The organism is Exiguobacterium sp. s83, from assembly GCF_018617095.1.
Lineage (GTDB): Bacteria > Bacillota > Bacilli > Exiguobacteriales > Exiguobacteriaceae > Exiguobacterium > Exiguobacterium profundum.
This window is the reverse complement of sequence record NZ_JACSJP010000004.1, coordinates 175,795-192,270: the sequence shown is the minus strand read 5'-3', so window position 1 is coordinate 192,270 and position 16,476 is coordinate 175,795. Positions and strand designations below refer to the sequence as shown.

The following is a 16,476-nucleotide window of genomic DNA, read 5'->3' as shown; positions in this document are numbered from 1 at the left end:
TCAAAATTATTCTTTTATAGCTTTGAAAGGGAAAAAGGGAGGATTGGGTTCGATGCCAACAAAAAGAACGGCGCGGGCACCGTGGTCTAAAGTGATGATTCGTTCACAACTTGAAGTCGTAGATCGATTGCGGCCACCTTCGCTCGTCTTACAAAACGCAACGTATTTGAACGTCTACGTAAAACAATGGAGAACCGCGAATATTTGGATTGAGGGAGATCGCATCGTGTATGTCGGTCCAGACTTACCAGAATCAGCGGTCGAAACGGTCGATGTGACAGGAAAGTATATTGTACCTGGGTATATCGAGCCTCACGCTCATCCGTTTCAATTATACAATCCGGCGACGTTGTCAAAATATGCAGGAGAGCGTGGAACGACGACGCTCGTCAATGACAACATGCTGCTTTTTTTACAAGATAAAGAGCAAGCGTTTGCGCAACTCGATGCGATTCAACAATTGCCGACGAGTACATATTGGTGGGCCCGTTTGGATACGCAAACGGAGTTGGACCGGGAGAGCGTGGCTGTCGACTCGGAACGCATTCACGAGTGGTTTAACCATCCGGACGTCGTCATGGCAGGTGAATTAACGGCATGGCCGCGCGCCTTGAAGGGTGATGATGAGATGCTTCAGTGGATGCTTGACGCCGAGACGTGCGGTTTGCCGGTCGAGGGGCATTTTCCGGGGGCGTCGCGGAAGACATTGACTAAAATGGCGTTGATGGGAGTACACAGCGACCATGAGGCGATGACGGCGGAAGAGGCGTTCAATCGATTGGAACTAGGTTATACGACGACGCTTCGACATTCCTCGATTCGTCCGGACCTGCCGGAGATGATCCGTGATCTATTGGCAAATGGACTGACGGCGTTCGACCATCTCATGGTGACAACGGACGGTTCGACACCGGGCTTTTATGAGGACGGCATGCAGGATGCTCTTGTCCGCATTTTGATCGAAGTGGGATTACCGGCTATCGAAGCCTACCGGATTGTCTCTCATAACGTGGCTCGTCACTTTGACCTCGATCACATTTTAGGGGCGATTGCGCCAGGCCGTATCGCGCACTTGAACATTCTAGATGCCATCGAGGAACCGCGTCCGACGGCTGTGATTGCGAAAGGGCAATGGATTTATCGTGATGGGGTATCGCTTTTCCCGAACGAATTAGTGGAAGCAGTCCTCAATAAGATGCCGTCGACAGACGTTTCAATCGAACTGACGCCACAAGACCTATCTTTCAGCATGCCCGTCGGACTCGACATGATCAACTCAGTCATCATGAAACTGTTTAAAATTACGCATGACACGGGTCAAGATGCATTGCCGCGTGATGGAGACGAATCGTTTCTCATGTTGCTTGATAAAGAAGGGAAATGGCGATTGAACACAGTCTTGAAAGGTTTCGCCCGAGATTTTGGTGGACTTGTCAGTTCGTACTCGATCAGTGGAGACTACTTGATTCTAGGGAAATGTAAACAGGATATGTTACTGGCGTTCAAACGAATGAACGAGCTCGGAGGCGGGATTGTCCTCGTAGACCAGGGCGAAATCGTTGCCGAGATTCCGTTACCACTCTGTGGGATGACGTCGACGGAGCCACTCGAAACACTCATCGGTCAAGAGAAACAGCTGCGAGACGAGCTCATGGCGAGGGGCTATCAGTTCGAAGATCCGATTTATACATTACTATTTTTAGCATCTACCCATTTGCCATATGTTCGGGCGACACCTCTCGGCATTTACGAAGTCATGAAGAAACAAGTACTATTTCCTGCGATTTTGCGATGAATAGTTGAGTCCGGGGCGCCCCTGCTTTAGAATGAGAAAGAAGTATGAGTAGAGAGGATGCTTGCGGATGCAACTCGATAAATTACGAGGTCGAGAGCTCGATCAATTGTTTGAAGCGATTTTGAAGCTCGAGACACTCGAAGACTGTTATCAATTATTCGAAGATTTAGCGACTGTTAATGAAATTCAAGCACTTGCGCAACGACTTGAAGTGGCGCGGCAAATTCGTGAAGGAAACACGTATCATAAAATTGAGGATGCGACAGGCGCCTCAACGGCCACGATTTCACGTGTGAAGCGATGCTTGAACTATGGGACAGGTGGATACGATCTCGCTCTTGAACGTCTACAACAAACAAAAGGTGACTCGTAAGAGTCATCTTGTTTTTGATGGAGGGGAGGGGCGAGATGCAACAGAAATTCATGAAACTGAACTTACAATTGTTCTTTCGAAGTTTAACACCGGTCCAAACACTCGTGTTAATTTATAGTGCGGCAGCGATTTTATCAGTTTTGCTCCTCGCCTTACCAATCGCCCATAAGCCTGGAGTGACGATCACGTTTACCGACCTTGTCTTCTTTGCGGTGAGCTGTGTCAGTGTCACCGGCCTGACACCGATTGTAGTCACCGATACCTTCTCCACGTTCGGCTTATTTATCATTCTGTTCATCGTCCAAGTGAGCGGTGTCGGATTGATCAGTTTGCACGTCATCATGTGGATCTTACTTGGGAAACGGATTGGGTTTAGGGAAAGACAACTGATTTTACGCGACCAAAACCAGACGTCCATGTCTGGTATTGTTAAATACATCACGGAAATCGTGATCACCGTTATCGCCATCGAGGCGGTCGGTGCCGTCGTGCTCGGGGTCCATTACTTAAATTATTTTGATACCATCGGAGAAGCCTTCTTACAAGGATTGTTCGGGTCGATCAGTGCGACGACGAATGCCGGGTTTGACATTACGGGAAGTTCGCTCGCGCCATTCCGTGAGGACCCATTCGTCATCTTTACGCAAATCGCGCTCATGACCGGTGGTGCCATCGGATTCCCGGTGCTTGTAGAGATTCGAACGTACTTGGTGAGCCGAATCACACGGAAACGTCACACGTTCCCGAGTCGATTCTCGTTGTTCACGAAATTGACGGTCTCAACCTTCTTTATTTTGATTGCCGTCGGTACGGTCGGCTTGTTCATCTTTGAATACAATAATGCCTTTAAGGACTTGCCGCTCTGGTTGGCACTTTCGGATTCGTTGTTCCAATCCGTGACGACACGAAATGGTGGTCTATCGACGGTCGATGTCAATCTATTCTCTGAAGCGAGCATGTTGCTCCTGTCCATCCTGATGTTCATCGGGGCATCTCCATCGTCTGTCGGTGGGGGGATTCGGACGACGACGTTTGCTGTAGCCGTTCTCGCTGTCATCGCCTTCATTCGCGGGGACTCGTCCATTAAAATTTTCGGTCGTGAAATCGTCCTTGAAGATATTTGGAAAGCGTTCGTGATCATTACGGTTTCGCTTGCCGTGTTACTATCAGGTGTCATGGTCATGGCTTATTTTGAGGATGCTTCGTTGACACGAATCTTATTCGAGGCGTGTTCTGCGTTCGGGACGACGGGTCTATCCGTCGGATTGTCTTCCGAGTTTAGTAACGTTGGAAAATGGGTGTTGACGATTCTCATGTTCATCGGCCGAATCGGCGTCATCGCCTTCATTCTCATCCTGCAACGGAGACAACCGAAGCGGATGTATAACTATCCAAAAGAATCAATCATCTTAGGATAAGGAGATTGTCATATGAAAGCATTTTGGATCAACTTCGGATACGTCTTCATTGTTCCGGTTCTTCCGTTTATCGCCATCGTCAATGGAACGGCACTCTGTTCACCGGACTCGCCGCTCCTTGACATACCGGTGCTCGGATTCTTTTTAGCGAATCCGCTCTGGTTCGTTCCTGTTTACGGTCTATTCGCCTTGCTTGTTGCGAAATGGTTGACGGATCGGGAACGGAATCGTACGGCACGTTCGTGACTTGCTTCGGCAAGTCTTTTTTTGTTGGAGAGATGCACGGGAGGAAAAAAATCGATACACTATAGAAGGATTCGATAGGAGGGAATGAGTTGGAATTTCAGACGTGGCGACATGTGTTTAAACTAGATCCGAATAAGGAGCTCACAGATGAGGCGCTCGAGGCGCTTATCCATTCGGGGACCGACGCCTTTTTGATCGGGGGAACGGATGGGATTGATGCAGAGAATACATTTGCGCTTTATGCGAGAGTCCGAGATGCCAGGATTCCAATCGCACTTGAGATTAGCCATCCTAGTCAAGTCATCCACGGATTCAATCATTACTTCGTGCCCACCGTGCTGAATGCAGGAACTCCGGAATGGATCATTGGTCATCATGCCCGTGCGTTTGAACGATTCGGCCATTTCTTTGATGCTCGTCTTGTCACGGCTCAAGGATATCTCGTCTTAAACCCGGAGGCGAAAGTCGCTGACGTGACGGAAGCGCGATGCGATTTGACGATCGAAGAATCCGTGGCATACGCGGAAGTTGGACATCACTTGTTCCGTCTTCCCTCGCTCTATATCGAATATAGTGGACGACTCGGGAATCCTGATGTCGTCAAAGAGATTCGTTTGGCGTTACCTGATGCACATCTCTTTTACGGTGGTGGCATTGAGGGAGAAGAGACGGCACGATTAATGGGTGCACATGTCGACACGATTGTTGTCGGCAATATCATTTATGAAGACTTAGCTGGAGCACTTGCGACTGTACGAGCACTCCGATAAAATAAGAACAAACGTTTGGAACAAGGAAGGAAACGATTATGTATAATCTTAGCGAAGAATTAGTCAAAGGGATGAACCCGGAACAAGCAGAAGCGGTGAAGCATACGGATGGCCCGCTGTTGATCATGGCGGGTGCAGGGTCTGGGAAGACTCGTGTCTTGACCCATCGTGTCGCCTATTTGATGGCGGCGAAGCAAGTGGCACCGTGGAACATTTTAGCGATCACGTTCACGAATAAGGCAGCACGAGAAATGAAAGATCGGATTGCCCGTCTTGTGGGTGGTGTCGCCGAAGACATTTGGATTTCTACATTCCACTCCATGTGCGTCCGGATTTTACGACGCGATATCGATCGCATCCGCTATGACAGGAGCTTTTCCATTTTAGATGCCTCGGATCAATTGACAGCAATCAAACAGGTGTTGAAAGAATTGAACCTCGATCCGAAGAAGTACGAACCGCGTACCCTTCTCGGGATGATTTCAAATCATAAAAACGAACTGCGCACGGCGAAGGATGCGGCCGCCCTCGTCGGGAACAATCCGTACGAGCGAATCATCTCGGACGTCTATACGGCGTATGAGAAAAAGCTGAAACAAAACAATGTGCTCGACTTTGACGACTTGATCATGAAGACGATTCACTTATTCCAAGAAGCACCGGACGTGTTGGCGTTCTATCAGAAGAAATTCAAGTACATCCATGTCGATGAGTATCAGGATACGAACCGTGCCCAATATACGCTCGTCAAACTTCTCGCACAGGCACATGAGAATTTGTGTGTCGTTGGGGATTCGGATCAGTCCATTTATCGTTGGCGCGGTGCCGACATCGCCAACATCTTGACGTTCGAGAAAGATTATCCGAGCGCCCATGTCATCTTGCTCGAACAAAACTATCGTTCGACGAAACGGATTTTAGAGGCGGCCAACGGCGTCATCCAAAACAACGCTTCCCGGAAAGAGAAGAACTTGTGGACTGAAAATGACGAAGGGGAGAAATTGTTGCTCCATGTCGCATCGGACGATCGCGATGAGGCGTTCTTCATCATGAACCAGATGAAAGAGCTGAAGATGGAAGGGATGGACTACGGACAGATGGCGGTCCTTTACCGGACGAACGCACAATCACGTGGACTTGAGGAGATGCTCCTCAAATCGAACATCCCATACAAAATGGTCGGCGGGACGAAGTTCTATGAGCGAAAAGAGATCAAGGACGTCCTCGCATACTTGCGATTGATTGCCAACCCGGATGAGGACATCTCGTTCGTTCGCGTCGTCAATGAGCCGAAACGCGGGATTGGTGCTGCGACGATTGATAAACTAGGTGACTTTGCAGATATGCAAGGCGTCTCACTTATGGATGCGATTCGTGACATCGAATTGTCAGGCATCGCCCCACGCACTGCGACGAAACTCGCGGAATTCCGCCAAATGATGCTGGATTTACGGCAGATGGCGGACTACCTCTCCATTTCAGAACTCGTTGAGGAAGTGTTGAAGAAGACAGGTTATGAAGAGATGCTCAAAATCGAGAAGACGCTTGAGGCGGAAAGCCGACTTGAGAACTTGCAAGAGTTTCTGTCGGTCGCCCAAAACTTTGAGAAAGAGAGCGATGAACAGACGCTCGTCGCCTTCCTTACCGATTTGACGCTCGTCTCAGACCTCGATTCACTCGATGAAGTCGATGAGTCACATCAAGTCACCTTGATGACGTTGCACTCGGCGAAGGGACTTGAATTCCCGGTCGTCTTCTTGATTGGAATGGAAGAAGGACTTTTCCCGCACAGCCGTGCCTTGAACGACGAGGAAGAGATGGAAGAAGAACGTCGTCTTGCGTATGTCGGAATCACCCGTGCCGAGAAGCGTCTCTATTTGACACGTGCCCAGTCACGGATGCTATATGGTCGCTTCCAAAACAACCCGGAGTCGAGATTCTTGCATGAGTTGCCGGAAACGTTGTTGGAGCGGTCCGGTAAGGCGAGAAAACCGATGCCGTGGAACCCGGTCGAGTCACCAGGGAAGTTACCGGTGAATGGCTTTAGTTCGAAACCGAAGCCGAAACTCGCCCAATCGTCCGGTGCCGAAACGGTCGGATGGAATGTCGGCGACAAAGCGAATCATAAAAAATGGGGACAAGGGACGGTCGTACAGACACGTGGTGAAGGCGACCAACTCGAAGTCGACATCGCATTCCCGGAAGTCGGGATCAAGCGCCTATTGGCTAAATTTGCCCCTATCGAAAAAGCGTGAGGTGAGAATATGGAGATGGCAGAACGCGTAGAAGAGCTACGTCAAACGTTAAATCAATATGGTTACGAGTATTACGTACTCGACCGTCCGAGCGTGCCGGATTCGGAGTATGACCGATTGATGAACGAATTGATTCAAATCGAGACTGATTATCCTGAACTTCGAACACCGGATTCTCCGACGCAACGCGTCGGAGGGGCTCCGCTCGACGCATTTGTCAAAGTGACACATGACACGCCGATGCTCTCGCTTGGCAACGTCTTCTCGAAAGAGGAACTCGTCGAGTGGGTGGAGCGAATCGAGAAAGATCTCGGCTACACGCCGACATTTGTGGCAGAACTCAAATTTGATGGTCTCGCTGTCTCGTTAAAATATGAGAATGGTCGTCTCGTCCGTGGTGCGACGCGCGGGGACGGGACGACGGGTGAGGACATCACGCAAAACTTGAAGACGATTCGTTCCATCCCTCTCCGATTAAATGAGGACGTGACGTTTGAAGTGCGAGGTGAGGCGTACATGCCGAAACGTTCGTTCGAACAATTGAATGATGAACGAGAACGTATCGGCGAACCACTTTTCGCAAATCCGAGAAACGCTGCTGCCGGTTCACTTCGACAACTCGACTCAAAAATTGCGGCGTCAAGAAATTTGGCGTTCTTCGCATACGGTTTGGTGTCGCAAGACGATCTCGTCGCGTCACATGACGAATCACTCGATTATTTGAAACGACTCGGTGTCGCAGTGAGCGGAGATTATACAACATGCCAGACGGCGGATGAACTGTGGGATTACATTGAGACATACGTGACAAAACGGAGTGACCTCCCATATGAAATTGATGGGATTGTCATCAAAGTGGCCGGGTATGAAGAACAGGAACAACTTGGTTTCACCGCTAAAAGTCCGCGCTGGGCCGTCGCGTACAAGTTCCCGGCAGAAGAAGTCGTGACGACGATCGAGGACGTCGATTTTAGTGTCGGTCGTACGGGGAAGGTCACACCACGGGCACGATTTGCCCCGGTTTCTGTGGCGGGGTCGACCGTGACGTATGCGACGCTTCACAATGAAGATTTTATAAAGGAAAAAGATCTTCATATCGGTGACCGAGTCGTCATCAAAAAAGCAGGAGATGTCATTCCGGCCGTCGTATCGGCACTGGCGAGTGAACGGAGCGGGGAAGAGCGGGTGATTGAATTCCCGACGCATTGTCCGGCGTGTGGGTCGGAGTTGATTCGACTCGAAGGAGAGGCGGATCATCGTTGCGTCAATCCGGAATGTCCGGCACAACTGCTTGAAGGACTCATCCATTTCGTGTCGAGACAAGCGATGAACATCGACGGGCTCGGCGAGAAAGTCATCACGCAGCTTCACGAAGCAGGGCTCGTTCACAATGTGGCCGACCTGTATCGCTTGGACCGAGATGATTTACTTGGACTCGAGCGCATGGGCGAGACGTCAGTGACGAACTTGCTCTCGGCAATCGAACAGTCGAAGCAAAATTCATTGGAACGGGTGCTCTTCGCCCTCGGGATTCGACTCGTCGGACAAAAGGCGGCTTCTTTGATTGCAGAACGGTTCGAGACGATGGAGGCAATCATCGCGGCGACAGTCGAAGAATTGACAGCCATCGATGGCATCGGGACAAAGATGGCAGAATCGATCGTTCTCTATTTCGAAAAACCGGAAGCACGTGAACTCGTCAAAGAACTTTCAGAATCGGGAGTCAATCTTTCCTTCAAAGGAACGAAACGACCAACGATGGAAGGAGCACCGCTCTCTGGGAAGACAGTCGTATTGACTGGGAAGTTGCATGAGATGACACGTAGCGAGGCTGGGAAACAGCTTGAACTTCTCGGAGCGAGTGTAACGGGAAGTGTAAGTAAGAACACAGACTTGCTCGTCGCCGGTGAAAAAGCAGGTTCGAAGCTGGCGAAAGCGGAATCTCTCGGAATTGAAGTATGGGATGAGGCAAAACTGCTCGACTTTTTACATGAACAAGCATAAGACGTTCGCTTCGGCGAACGTTCAGCTTGTTGACAAATAACATGTTCGAACTCGTCCTTCCGGCGCCCACGCTTTCCTCAGGCAATCCCGGAGCCGCATCGCGACCTAGGTCGCTGCTGGGTCTCCGTCGGATTGCTTTCCTGAAGGAGTCGGGGCGCCGTCGGGCGAGCAACGCAAACGGTCGTCATCTGGCGGCCGTTTGTCTTTTTCTAAGGTCACGACAGCCGAAGAAAAAGCTCGGTATTTACTTTGAATCGATGTTTTAGGGGAAAGGGAAGGTAAACGCCGAGATCATCCTCCTCGGGCCGCTGTTCAACATCCGTTCCGTTCGTCAGACCGTGAAGGATGGATGGTGTCGACTTGTTGATCATTAGATCCGCCCTCTGTGTGTTCTTCTCACACCATTATATGGGACGAAGGACAAAAGGTGACCAAGAACGGGCAGGCGAGACTTCTGAGGGAATAGCAAGCAAAGGGAGACCCAGCAGTGACGCAGTCGCGATGCGGCTCCCTGCTTGCCCCTAGGAAAGCGAGCCGTGTCCGGATTGTGCATAAGACCTATACTTTGTCTACAGTCTGGACGTTCGCTTCGGCGAACGTTTTTTATTTTTCGGAAATAAATGGGATTGAGCAGGTTCGCACAAGCGTGTGAGGGGTATAGATTAACTAAATCAAAATGCTAATATATTTTTGCGAGAGAACCCTTTGACATCATGACGTTCACACACACATTCCTCTCATTCCTCTACGTGGTGAACGTCGTCATCGGAACGATTGCGATTCGAGCGCTTGTTTTCACCTTAGAGGAGGGACCAACATCATGACACACAACATCCAGCGCTTCGTAGCCGTATTTACCATCCTCATGTTCCTTTCAACCTTATTTGGGGTGCCTACCGCCAAAGCGGACACGACCACGTTCCGGTATATTCAAGTGAATTTGACAGATGAGGAAAGCGAAACATTATATGAATCAAGTCTCGTCTATGAAGGAATCACGTATTACGGGAGCCGTGAATCAGCTGACGTTTGGCGATTTATGATTGATGCGGAAGCAGTAGACGACTCGTTGATTGACCTCATCACGCTCTACAATGCGGAAGGTGTACCGTATACGTTTTCTCCAAACACCATCACGGAAGCCTATCCTGTCGAAGAGGAAGAACCGCCTGTTGTCACAGAACCAGATCTATCAGAAGAAGTGACGCCACCGGTTGAACCAGAACCAATCGTCGAAGAGCCGACGACTGAACCGACGTTACCGAAGCTCGCCGTTGAAGCAATCAATATCGCCGCAGTCGACCGAGCCGTTGTCGGAGGCGAAATATCGTATACGTTCATTGTAGAAAACACAGGAGACACGCCGATGACGGTGACAGAATTCTCTCACGAGTATGTGAGCGGAGACATCGATCATCAATCAATCGAATCGTTCAATCAACACGTATTTGATCGTTTGCATGAATTAATAGGAGAAGACGGTCTCTTGCCGGGGGAACGGGTGGAAGTGACAGAAGTCTTATCGATTCCGACCGGATATTCGTTCGACGCACATCCTGAAATCGGCAGTGTCTTTCAAGTGACCGGGCTGGATGAATTCAACCGGGTCGTCACATCAGAAAGTCAACAGATAATCCTTTTACAAACACCAGACTTCACCGTGAATGCGACGGTTGAGAAGGCGACCGTTCAACCGGGAGAGCCCGTTCGCTATACGTATACGGTCACCAATCCTTCGAAAGTCACCTTGTTTTTAGCGGACGCGATGCTCACATGGCCAAGCGGTGCCTTGACAGAAGAAGAACGAAACCAGGCAAATCAACGATTCACGGAGCAAGTCGAAGCAATTCCTACCTTCAGAGACGGACTCGGTCCGGAAGAAGAAGTGACGTTCTCGTTTGAGCTTCCGCTCCTCCCATCTTATGATGTGAGAGCCGGGGCTGAATTGATTCAACGTGCCACATTCATCTTCGAGGTGGATGAAGGGATCAGGGTTACTCGCTCCGTTGACGTACCGGTGGCGGTGAAGCAACCTGTTCCGGTAAAAGAAGAGCCAAAACAAGACGCTAACAAGCAGAAGACAGAGGTGAAAGCCACACCACCTGTCGTGAAAGTCATCGTCAAAGAGAGTGGAGCGAAACGAGTCGAGCACATCGATGAAGCCGATCCCTACGCACAAGGCGTACTTCCGATGACAGGCGAAGCGGATGATCTGTGGCACGTCATGCTCGGTACACTTCTCTTCGCGTCAGGACTCCTACTGTTGATTCGTCGCAACCACCCGTCAACGAAACCATAAATCGAAATCCCTTCTCGTTCATCCGAGAAGGGATTTGTTCTGATTCCGCTTCGATACTTTTTTCGTGGAACGATTTTGTTATAATGGACAAAGTGAAATAGGAAACGATGTTCAAAGGAGCTAGACATAGATGAAATGGAAACAACTCGTCATCCCGACAATCGCCTCGGCGCTATTGTTGAGTGGATGTTCAATGAAAATACCGATGGGTGAAGAAGAAGCGACACCAACTGGGGACGAAACAGCGGCCGAAGGCGTCACACAAGCGATTGAAGCCCGTGACTCATACTATCAGATGGTCATTCCGTTCAAACCGGCGGCAGCGAGAGGACTCGCCCAACGTCAAGTCAGTTCATCGTTAGAACTCGAAGAAGTCGAACTCGGTCTCATGCGTCACTCAACGGACGCGTTCGACCCGGAAAAGTTCGCTTATCAAGAGGGACAGCTGTTGAACGCGGAGGATGTATCTCGTCTGCTCGCACGGAAAGATAAAAGTAATGAAGGGTTGACCCCCTTGAACCCGGCTTATGCGGATGGCAAGGCAGAAGTCGAAGACGACAAGTTCGTCGATGCGAACAAGAAATCACCGCTTTATTTAGCTTCGATTGTCGAACAAAATTACATGACGAAAGAGGACAGCGGGTACCAGGTTGGGGGCGTATCGTTTGCACTTATTTTGAACCGTGAATATGTCTTCCAAGCACCGAACTATGGTCCGACATATACCGTCAAACTCGATCAAAAGAAAGTAATCGCAGATGGGGAACGTATGGCGAACGAACTCGTCTCCCAATTACGAAAGCGTGAAGACTTCAAGGACCTCGATATCAATGTCGCGCTCTATATGAAATCGACACAAGGTTCACCGACACCGGGGAACTATATCAAGTCGGCCTTCGTTGGGACGGCGGATCAAGTCAAATCGGGCGACTGGAAAGCGATCGATGAGAAGTACTACTATTTCCCGTCGACATCGGCGACGTCTGACGTACGCGAGGACGCTCAGAAATTTACGCTCTTCAGCGATCGGATTGCCGACCTTTTCCCGGACTATAGCGGGATGATTGGGAAGGGCTTTTATCAGAACGGAGATCTATCGAGAATGGAGATTGATATCCCGATTCAGTTTTACAGTCGCGCTGAGCTCGTCGGCTTCACACAACACGTGGTCGGCTTGCTCGAAAACCGTTGGGAATATAGCCGGAACGTTCCGGTTCGTATCAACGTGACGTCACTTGGCGGAGACCCTGAAGTGACGATTGTGTTTGAGGACGGCATGGATAGCCCGAAAGTCTACTTCTAATCGAGAAGAGGTTCGTTTTTTGAAACGAATCTCTTCTTTTTTTCGTATGAAAAGTGAAAGGATTATCTTTGACCTTATTTGACCAATTGAGTAGAATAGAGTTAACAGAAACGGGAAAGGGATAGGTGAGGTGAATCCATATGGCTAAAAACTATTACGACGAGCTCGGTGTCTCCAAGGAGGCGACCGAGCAAGAGATTAAACGTGCATACCGGAAACTGGCGAAACAATACCATCCGGACGTCAATAAAGACCCTGGCGCACAAGAACGATTCAAGTCGGTCCAGGAAGCGTTTGACGTATTGAGCGACCCAGAGAAAAAGGCGAACTATGATCGATACGGTAGCCCGGATGGACCGTCGTTCGGACAAGGGTTCGGTGGCGGTGGAGAGACTTACGGGGAAGGCTCGTCACAATTCGAAGATCTATTCCGACAATTCGGAGGCGGATCGCGTACGACCTCTCGGACTTTCGGATTTGAAGATATGTTCGGAAGCTTCTTTGACCAAGCAGTCGAGGAAGACTTGGATGAGACTGTTCGTGTCAACATCCCGCTCAGTCAATTGACGAAAGAGTCGAAAGTGAGTCTACGTCTTCAAACGGGTACCGTGAACGTCAAAATTCCACAAGGTGCCTACGAAGGTCAGAAGTTGCGGTTGAAAGGAAAAGGTAGCCGCGTCGGACAATCGGGAAACCGAGGAGATGTATATGTCGAACTTCACTTTGCGGATGACGATACGTATCGTCGTGAAGGAGAGCATATCGTGACCGTGAAACGATTGCGTCCGCTCGACTTTTTAGACGGGGCGAGCGTCATCGTTGCCACGCTCGACGGGGGACGCGTGAAGCTGAAAGTGAAACCGGGAAGCCGTCCGGGACAACGGATGCGGATCCCTGGTCGCGGTGTCATGACCGCCTCGAAGGTGCGGTCGGACTTATTCGTCCAACTCGAGGTCGACCTGCCTCTTGATGAGACGTACCGTTCTGTTTATGAGCAAATCGAACGTTATGAATAAGGAGGAATCGTGATGGACTTTAATCGTTTTACAGATAAAGCACATGAATGCATTGTCAGTTCACAGGCGTTAGCGAAACAATATCATCATAGTGAAATCAATGAGTGGCACGTCTTGGCGTCCATGATTTCGCAGACGGACGGGATCGCGCCGTTGCTGTTTCAAAAAATGGAAATCAACGTGTCTGAGATTGAAGGCGAAGTCGCACTTTCTTTAAGAAATGCACCAAAACTTCAAAATCCGACGACACCGATGATTTCGGCTTCTTTGCTGAACGTTCTAACGACGGCGGAGCGAGAAGCGACAGGGATGAACGATGAATACGTATCGGTCGAACATATTTTACTCGGCATCTTGTTGAACAGTAGTCAAGCACAGGCGATGCTCGAGCGAAAAGGGATCACAGAAGACCGTCTCCGTGAGGCGCTCGTCGCCGTACGAGGCAATCGTCGGATCACTTCGAAGTCGCCTGAAGCGACGTATGACGTCTTGACGAAATACGGACGAGACCTCATTCAAGAAGTGAAGACCGGGAAAATCGATCCGGTCATCGGACGGGATAGCGAGATTCGTCGTGTCATCCGGATTTTGAGTCGGAAAACGAAAAACAACCCAGTCCTCATCGGGGAACCGGGTGTCGGGAAGACGGCGATTGTCGAAGGGCTCGCCCAGCGTATCGTTCGTGGAGATGTGCCGGAAAGTTTGAAAGACAAAACCATCTTCAGTCTCGATATGAGTTCCCTCGTTGCCGGTGCGAAATATCGTGGGGAGTTCGAGGAACGTCTACAGGCAGTCTTGTCCGAAGTGAAAGAAGCGGAAGGCACCATCATCCTCTTCATCGATGAACTGCACACGATTGTCGGTGCAGGGAAGTCGGAGGGATCGATGGATGCCGGGAACATGTTGAAACCGATGCTCGCCCGAGGCGAACTGCATTGTATCGGTGCGACGACACTTGACGAGTATCGTCAATATATCGAGAAGGACCCGGCCCTCGAGCGGCGTTTCCAACAAGTACTTGTCGCTGAACCGGATGTCGAGGATACGGTTTCCATCTTGCGCGGTTTGAAAGAACGCTTCGAGATTCACCACGGGGTACGCATCCATGACAATGCGCTCGTCGCAGCGGCTGTATTATCCAATCGCTATATCACCGACCGTTTCATGCCGGACAAGGCGATCGATCTCGTCGATGAGTCGTGTGCAATGATTCGGACGGAGATGGAGTCGATGCCGGCTGAACTCGATGAATTGGTCCGTCGGGTCATGCAGCTTGAAATCGAAGAGGCGGCTCTTAAAAAAGAGAGCGATGCCGCTTCCATGAAGCGACTTGAGGCGCTTCAGCAGGAATTGGCGTCACTTCGTGAACAGTCTGACTCGTTACGTCTCCGCTGGGAGAATGAGAAGGAGTCGACGCACCGCGTACAACAAATCCGCGGAGATCTCGAGAAAGTACGTCTCGAGTTACAAGAGGCAGAGAGTCGTTACGATTTGAACCGGGCCTCGGAACTGAAATACGGACGAATCCCGGAGCTTGAGCGAGAACTCGAAGAAGCGGAACAGTTGGCGAGTTCGGTGACACGCGAACTCGTGCGGGAAGAGGTGACGGAAGAAGAAATCGCCGAGGTCGTCTCAAAATGGACGGGCATACCGGTGACGAAACTGACAGAAGGAGAGCGGGATAAGCTCCTCAATCTAGAAACGGTCTTGCATAAACGCGTGTTCGGACAAGATGATGCGATTCGTCTCGTCAGCGATGCGGTCATTCGGGCGCGTGCTGGCATCAAAGATCCGAATCGTCCGATCGGCTCATTCCTCTTCCTCGGACCGACGGGGGTCGGGAAGACAGAACTCGGGAAGGCGCTCGCAGAAGCGATGTTTGACTCAGAAGACCATATCGTTCGCCTCGATATGAGTGAATATATGGAGAAACATGCCGTGTCGCGTCTCGTCGGAGCGCCTCCTGGCTATATCGGATATGAGGAAGGCGGCCAGTTGACCGAAGCGGTTCGCCGTAACCCGTACTCGGTCCTCTTACTCGATGAGGTCGAGAAGGCACATCCGGACGTCTTCAACATCTTGCTACAATTGCTCGATGATGGTCGATTGACCGATTCGCACGGGCGCATCGTCGACTTCAAAAATACGATTGTCATCATGACGTCGAACATTGGGGCAGACATTTTGCTCGAAGCGGCGAAAGATGGCGTGATTGATGAGGACGAAGAGCGTCAAGTGCTCGACAAACTCCGTCGCCATTTCCGTCCTGAATTCTTGAACCGGGTCGATGAAACGATTCTGTTCCATCCGCTCACGAAAGACCAAATCGGTCAAATCGTCGAGAAAGCGGTCGGACGGATGAGCGAGCGGCTCACGACACGCTCGATTCATATCGAGATCACCGACGCAGCCAAAACGTTCGTTGCCGACGAAGCGTATGAACCACAATTCGGTGCGAGACCGATCAACCGGTACGTGCAACGGACGATTGAGACGAAACTTGCCCGTAGCATCCTCGCTGGAGATGTCGAGGATGGTCAAACGGTCATCATCGATGTCGAGAACGGGGCGTTGACGTTACGCCCGTCGACAGTCAATGCATAAAGAAAGAGGAATCCACAACCGGATTCCTCTTTTATGTATGCCGACGCTTTCTTCTCAAAATTAAATAACTGATGCCTATAAAAATGAGATAGAGTACCGTTCCGAAAAATAAGTTGAGTACCCATGGGATGGTTCCCATAAAGCTGGCGCGGGTCGCTTCTTGAAACCAGAGCAGTAGCCAAAAGAATAAGCCAAGACTTGTTGCGAGTAGCGTGTAAAATCCCATCATACCTTGTTTCGTCCATCGCTTGATTCCGAACCCGAGTAAAGTCGTAACGATAAAAATTGTACCCAACCCAATATAGAATAATCCGTCAATCGGTAATGACTGCACCTACGTGGCTCCCTTCTCATCATATAATTCAATCTTACACGGAGAGGGAATAAATGGGA

12 protein-coding genes are annotated in these 16,476 nt (G+C 50.2%); 11 read left to right on the top strand and 1 reads right to left on the bottom strand.

The genetic code is table 11. The annotated features are described in order from the left end of the window. The first annotated feature begins 52 nt into the window (after positions 1–52). The 11 genes from KNO73_RS13250 (at position 53) to clpB (ending at position 16,083) form a co-directional block, all read left to right on the top strand. On the top strand, positions 53–1,795 hold the full coding sequence (locus tag KNO73_RS13250; RefSeq protein WP_215112607.1) for an adenine deaminase C-terminal domain-containing protein: 1,743 nt from the start codon (positions 53–55) through the stop codon (positions 1,793–1,795). A 67-nt stretch (positions 1,796–1,862) separates the two neighbouring features. After that, complete coding sequence (locus KNO73_RS13245) at positions 1,863–2,168, top strand: YerC/YecD family TrpR-related protein (RefSeq protein WP_015880718.1); 306 nt, start codon at positions 1,863–1,865, stop codon at positions 2,166–2,168. Between the two features lie 35 nt (positions 2,169–2,203). Next, complete coding sequence (locus KNO73_RS13240; protein WP_078146261.1) at positions 2,204–3,586, top strand: TrkH family potassium uptake protein; 1,383 nt, start codon at positions 2,204–2,206, stop codon at positions 3,584–3,586. Between the two features lie 12 nt (positions 3,587–3,598). Then, complete coding sequence (locus KNO73_RS13235) at positions 3,599–3,832, top strand: hypothetical protein (RefSeq protein WP_074037828.1); 234 nt, start codon at positions 3,599–3,601, stop codon at positions 3,830–3,832. Positions 3,833–3,921: 89 nt separating this feature from the next. Next, positions 3,922–4,602 carry a heptaprenylglyceryl phosphate synthase gene (pcrB, locus tag KNO73_RS13230; RefSeq protein WP_214734111.1) on the top strand — a complete coding sequence of 227 codons (681 nt, stop codon included), beginning with the start codon at positions 3,922–3,924 and terminating at the stop codon, positions 4,600–4,602. 38 nt (positions 4,603–4,640) lie between these two features. Beyond that, complete coding sequence (pcrA, locus tag KNO73_RS13225) at positions 4,641–6,857, top strand: DNA helicase PcrA (RefSeq protein ID WP_215112606.1); 2,217 nt, start codon at positions 4,641–4,643, stop codon at positions 6,855–6,857. 9 nt (positions 6,858–6,866) lie between these two features. After that, the gene (gene ligA / locus KNO73_RS13220; RefSeq protein ID WP_215112605.1) at positions 6,867–8,861 is read left to right on the top strand and encodes an NAD-dependent DNA ligase LigA; all 1,995 of its coding nucleotides are present in this window, start codon (positions 6,867–6,869) and stop codon (positions 8,859–8,861) included. Between the two features lie 820 nt (positions 8,862–9,681). Then, positions 9,682–11,160: an LPXTG cell wall anchor domain-containing protein gene (locus tag KNO73_RS13215; protein ID WP_214689254.1), complete on the top strand. Its 1,479-nt coding sequence runs from the start codon at positions 9,682–9,684 to the stop codon at positions 11,158–11,160. Positions 11,161–11,290: 130 nt separating this feature from the next. Continuing rightward, positions 11,291–12,463 (top strand): CamS family sex pheromone protein, encoded by a 1,173-nt coding sequence (locus KNO73_RS13210; protein WP_215112604.1) that lies wholly within the window; start codon positions 11,291–11,293, stop codon positions 12,461–12,463. A 140-nt stretch (positions 12,464–12,603) separates the two neighbouring features. Then, positions 12,604–13,479 (top strand): DnaJ C-terminal domain-containing protein, encoded by an 876-nt coding sequence (locus KNO73_RS13205; RefSeq protein ID WP_215112603.1) that lies wholly within the window; start codon positions 12,604–12,606, stop codon positions 13,477–13,479. A gap of 12 nt (positions 13,480–13,491) precedes the next feature. Then, positions 13,492–16,083, top strand: coding sequence for an ATP-dependent chaperone ClpB (gene clpB / locus KNO73_RS13200; protein ID WP_214689074.1), 2,592 nt, complete (start codon positions 13,492–13,494; stop codon positions 16,081–16,083). Between the two features lie 31 nt (positions 16,084–16,114). On the opposite strand, the gene KNO73_RS13195 is transcribed toward clpB, so the two are convergent. Next, on the bottom strand, positions 16,115–16,417 hold the full coding sequence (locus tag KNO73_RS13195) for a hypothetical protein (protein WP_214689076.1): 303 nt from the start codon (positions 16,415–16,417) through the stop codon (positions 16,115–16,117). Between the last annotated feature and the right edge of the window lie 59 nt (positions 16,418–16,476).

Excerpts from the sequence above, each read along its gene's own strand:
- KNO73_RS13250 (WP_215112607.1), top strand. The coding sequence starts at position 53 with ATGCCAACAAAAAGAACGGCGCGGGCACCGTGGTCTAAAGTGATGATT.
- KNO73_RS13245 (WP_015880718.1), top strand. The coding sequence starts at position 1,863 with ATGCAACTCGATAAATTACGAGGTCGAGAGCTCGATCAATTGTTTGAA.
- KNO73_RS13240 (WP_078146261.1), top strand. The coding sequence starts at position 2,204 with ATGCAACAGAAATTCATGAAACTGAACTTACAATTGTTCTTTCGAAGT.
- KNO73_RS13235 (WP_074037828.1), top strand. The coding sequence starts at position 3,599 with ATGAAAGCATTTTGGATCAACTTCGGATACGTCTTCATTGTTCCGGTT.
- pcrA (WP_215112606.1), top strand. The coding sequence starts at position 4,641 with ATGTATAATCTTAGCGAAGAATTAGTCAAAGGGATGAACCCGGAACAA.
- ligA (WP_215112605.1), top strand. The coding sequence starts at position 6,867 with ATGGAGATGGCAGAACGCGTAGAAGAGCTACGTCAAACGTTAAATCAA.
- KNO73_RS13215 (WP_214689254.1), top strand. The coding sequence starts at position 9,682 with ATGACACACAACATCCAGCGCTTCGTAGCCGTATTTACCATCCTCATG.
- KNO73_RS13210 (WP_215112604.1), top strand. The coding sequence starts at position 11,291 with ATGAAATGGAAACAACTCGTCATCCCGACAATCGCCTCGGCGCTATTG.
- KNO73_RS13205 (WP_215112603.1), top strand. The coding sequence starts at position 12,604 with ATGGCTAAAAACTATTACGACGAGCTCGGTGTCTCCAAGGAGGCGACC.
- clpB (WP_214689074.1), top strand. The coding sequence starts at position 13,492 with ATGGACTTTAATCGTTTTACAGATAAAGCACATGAATGCATTGTCAGT.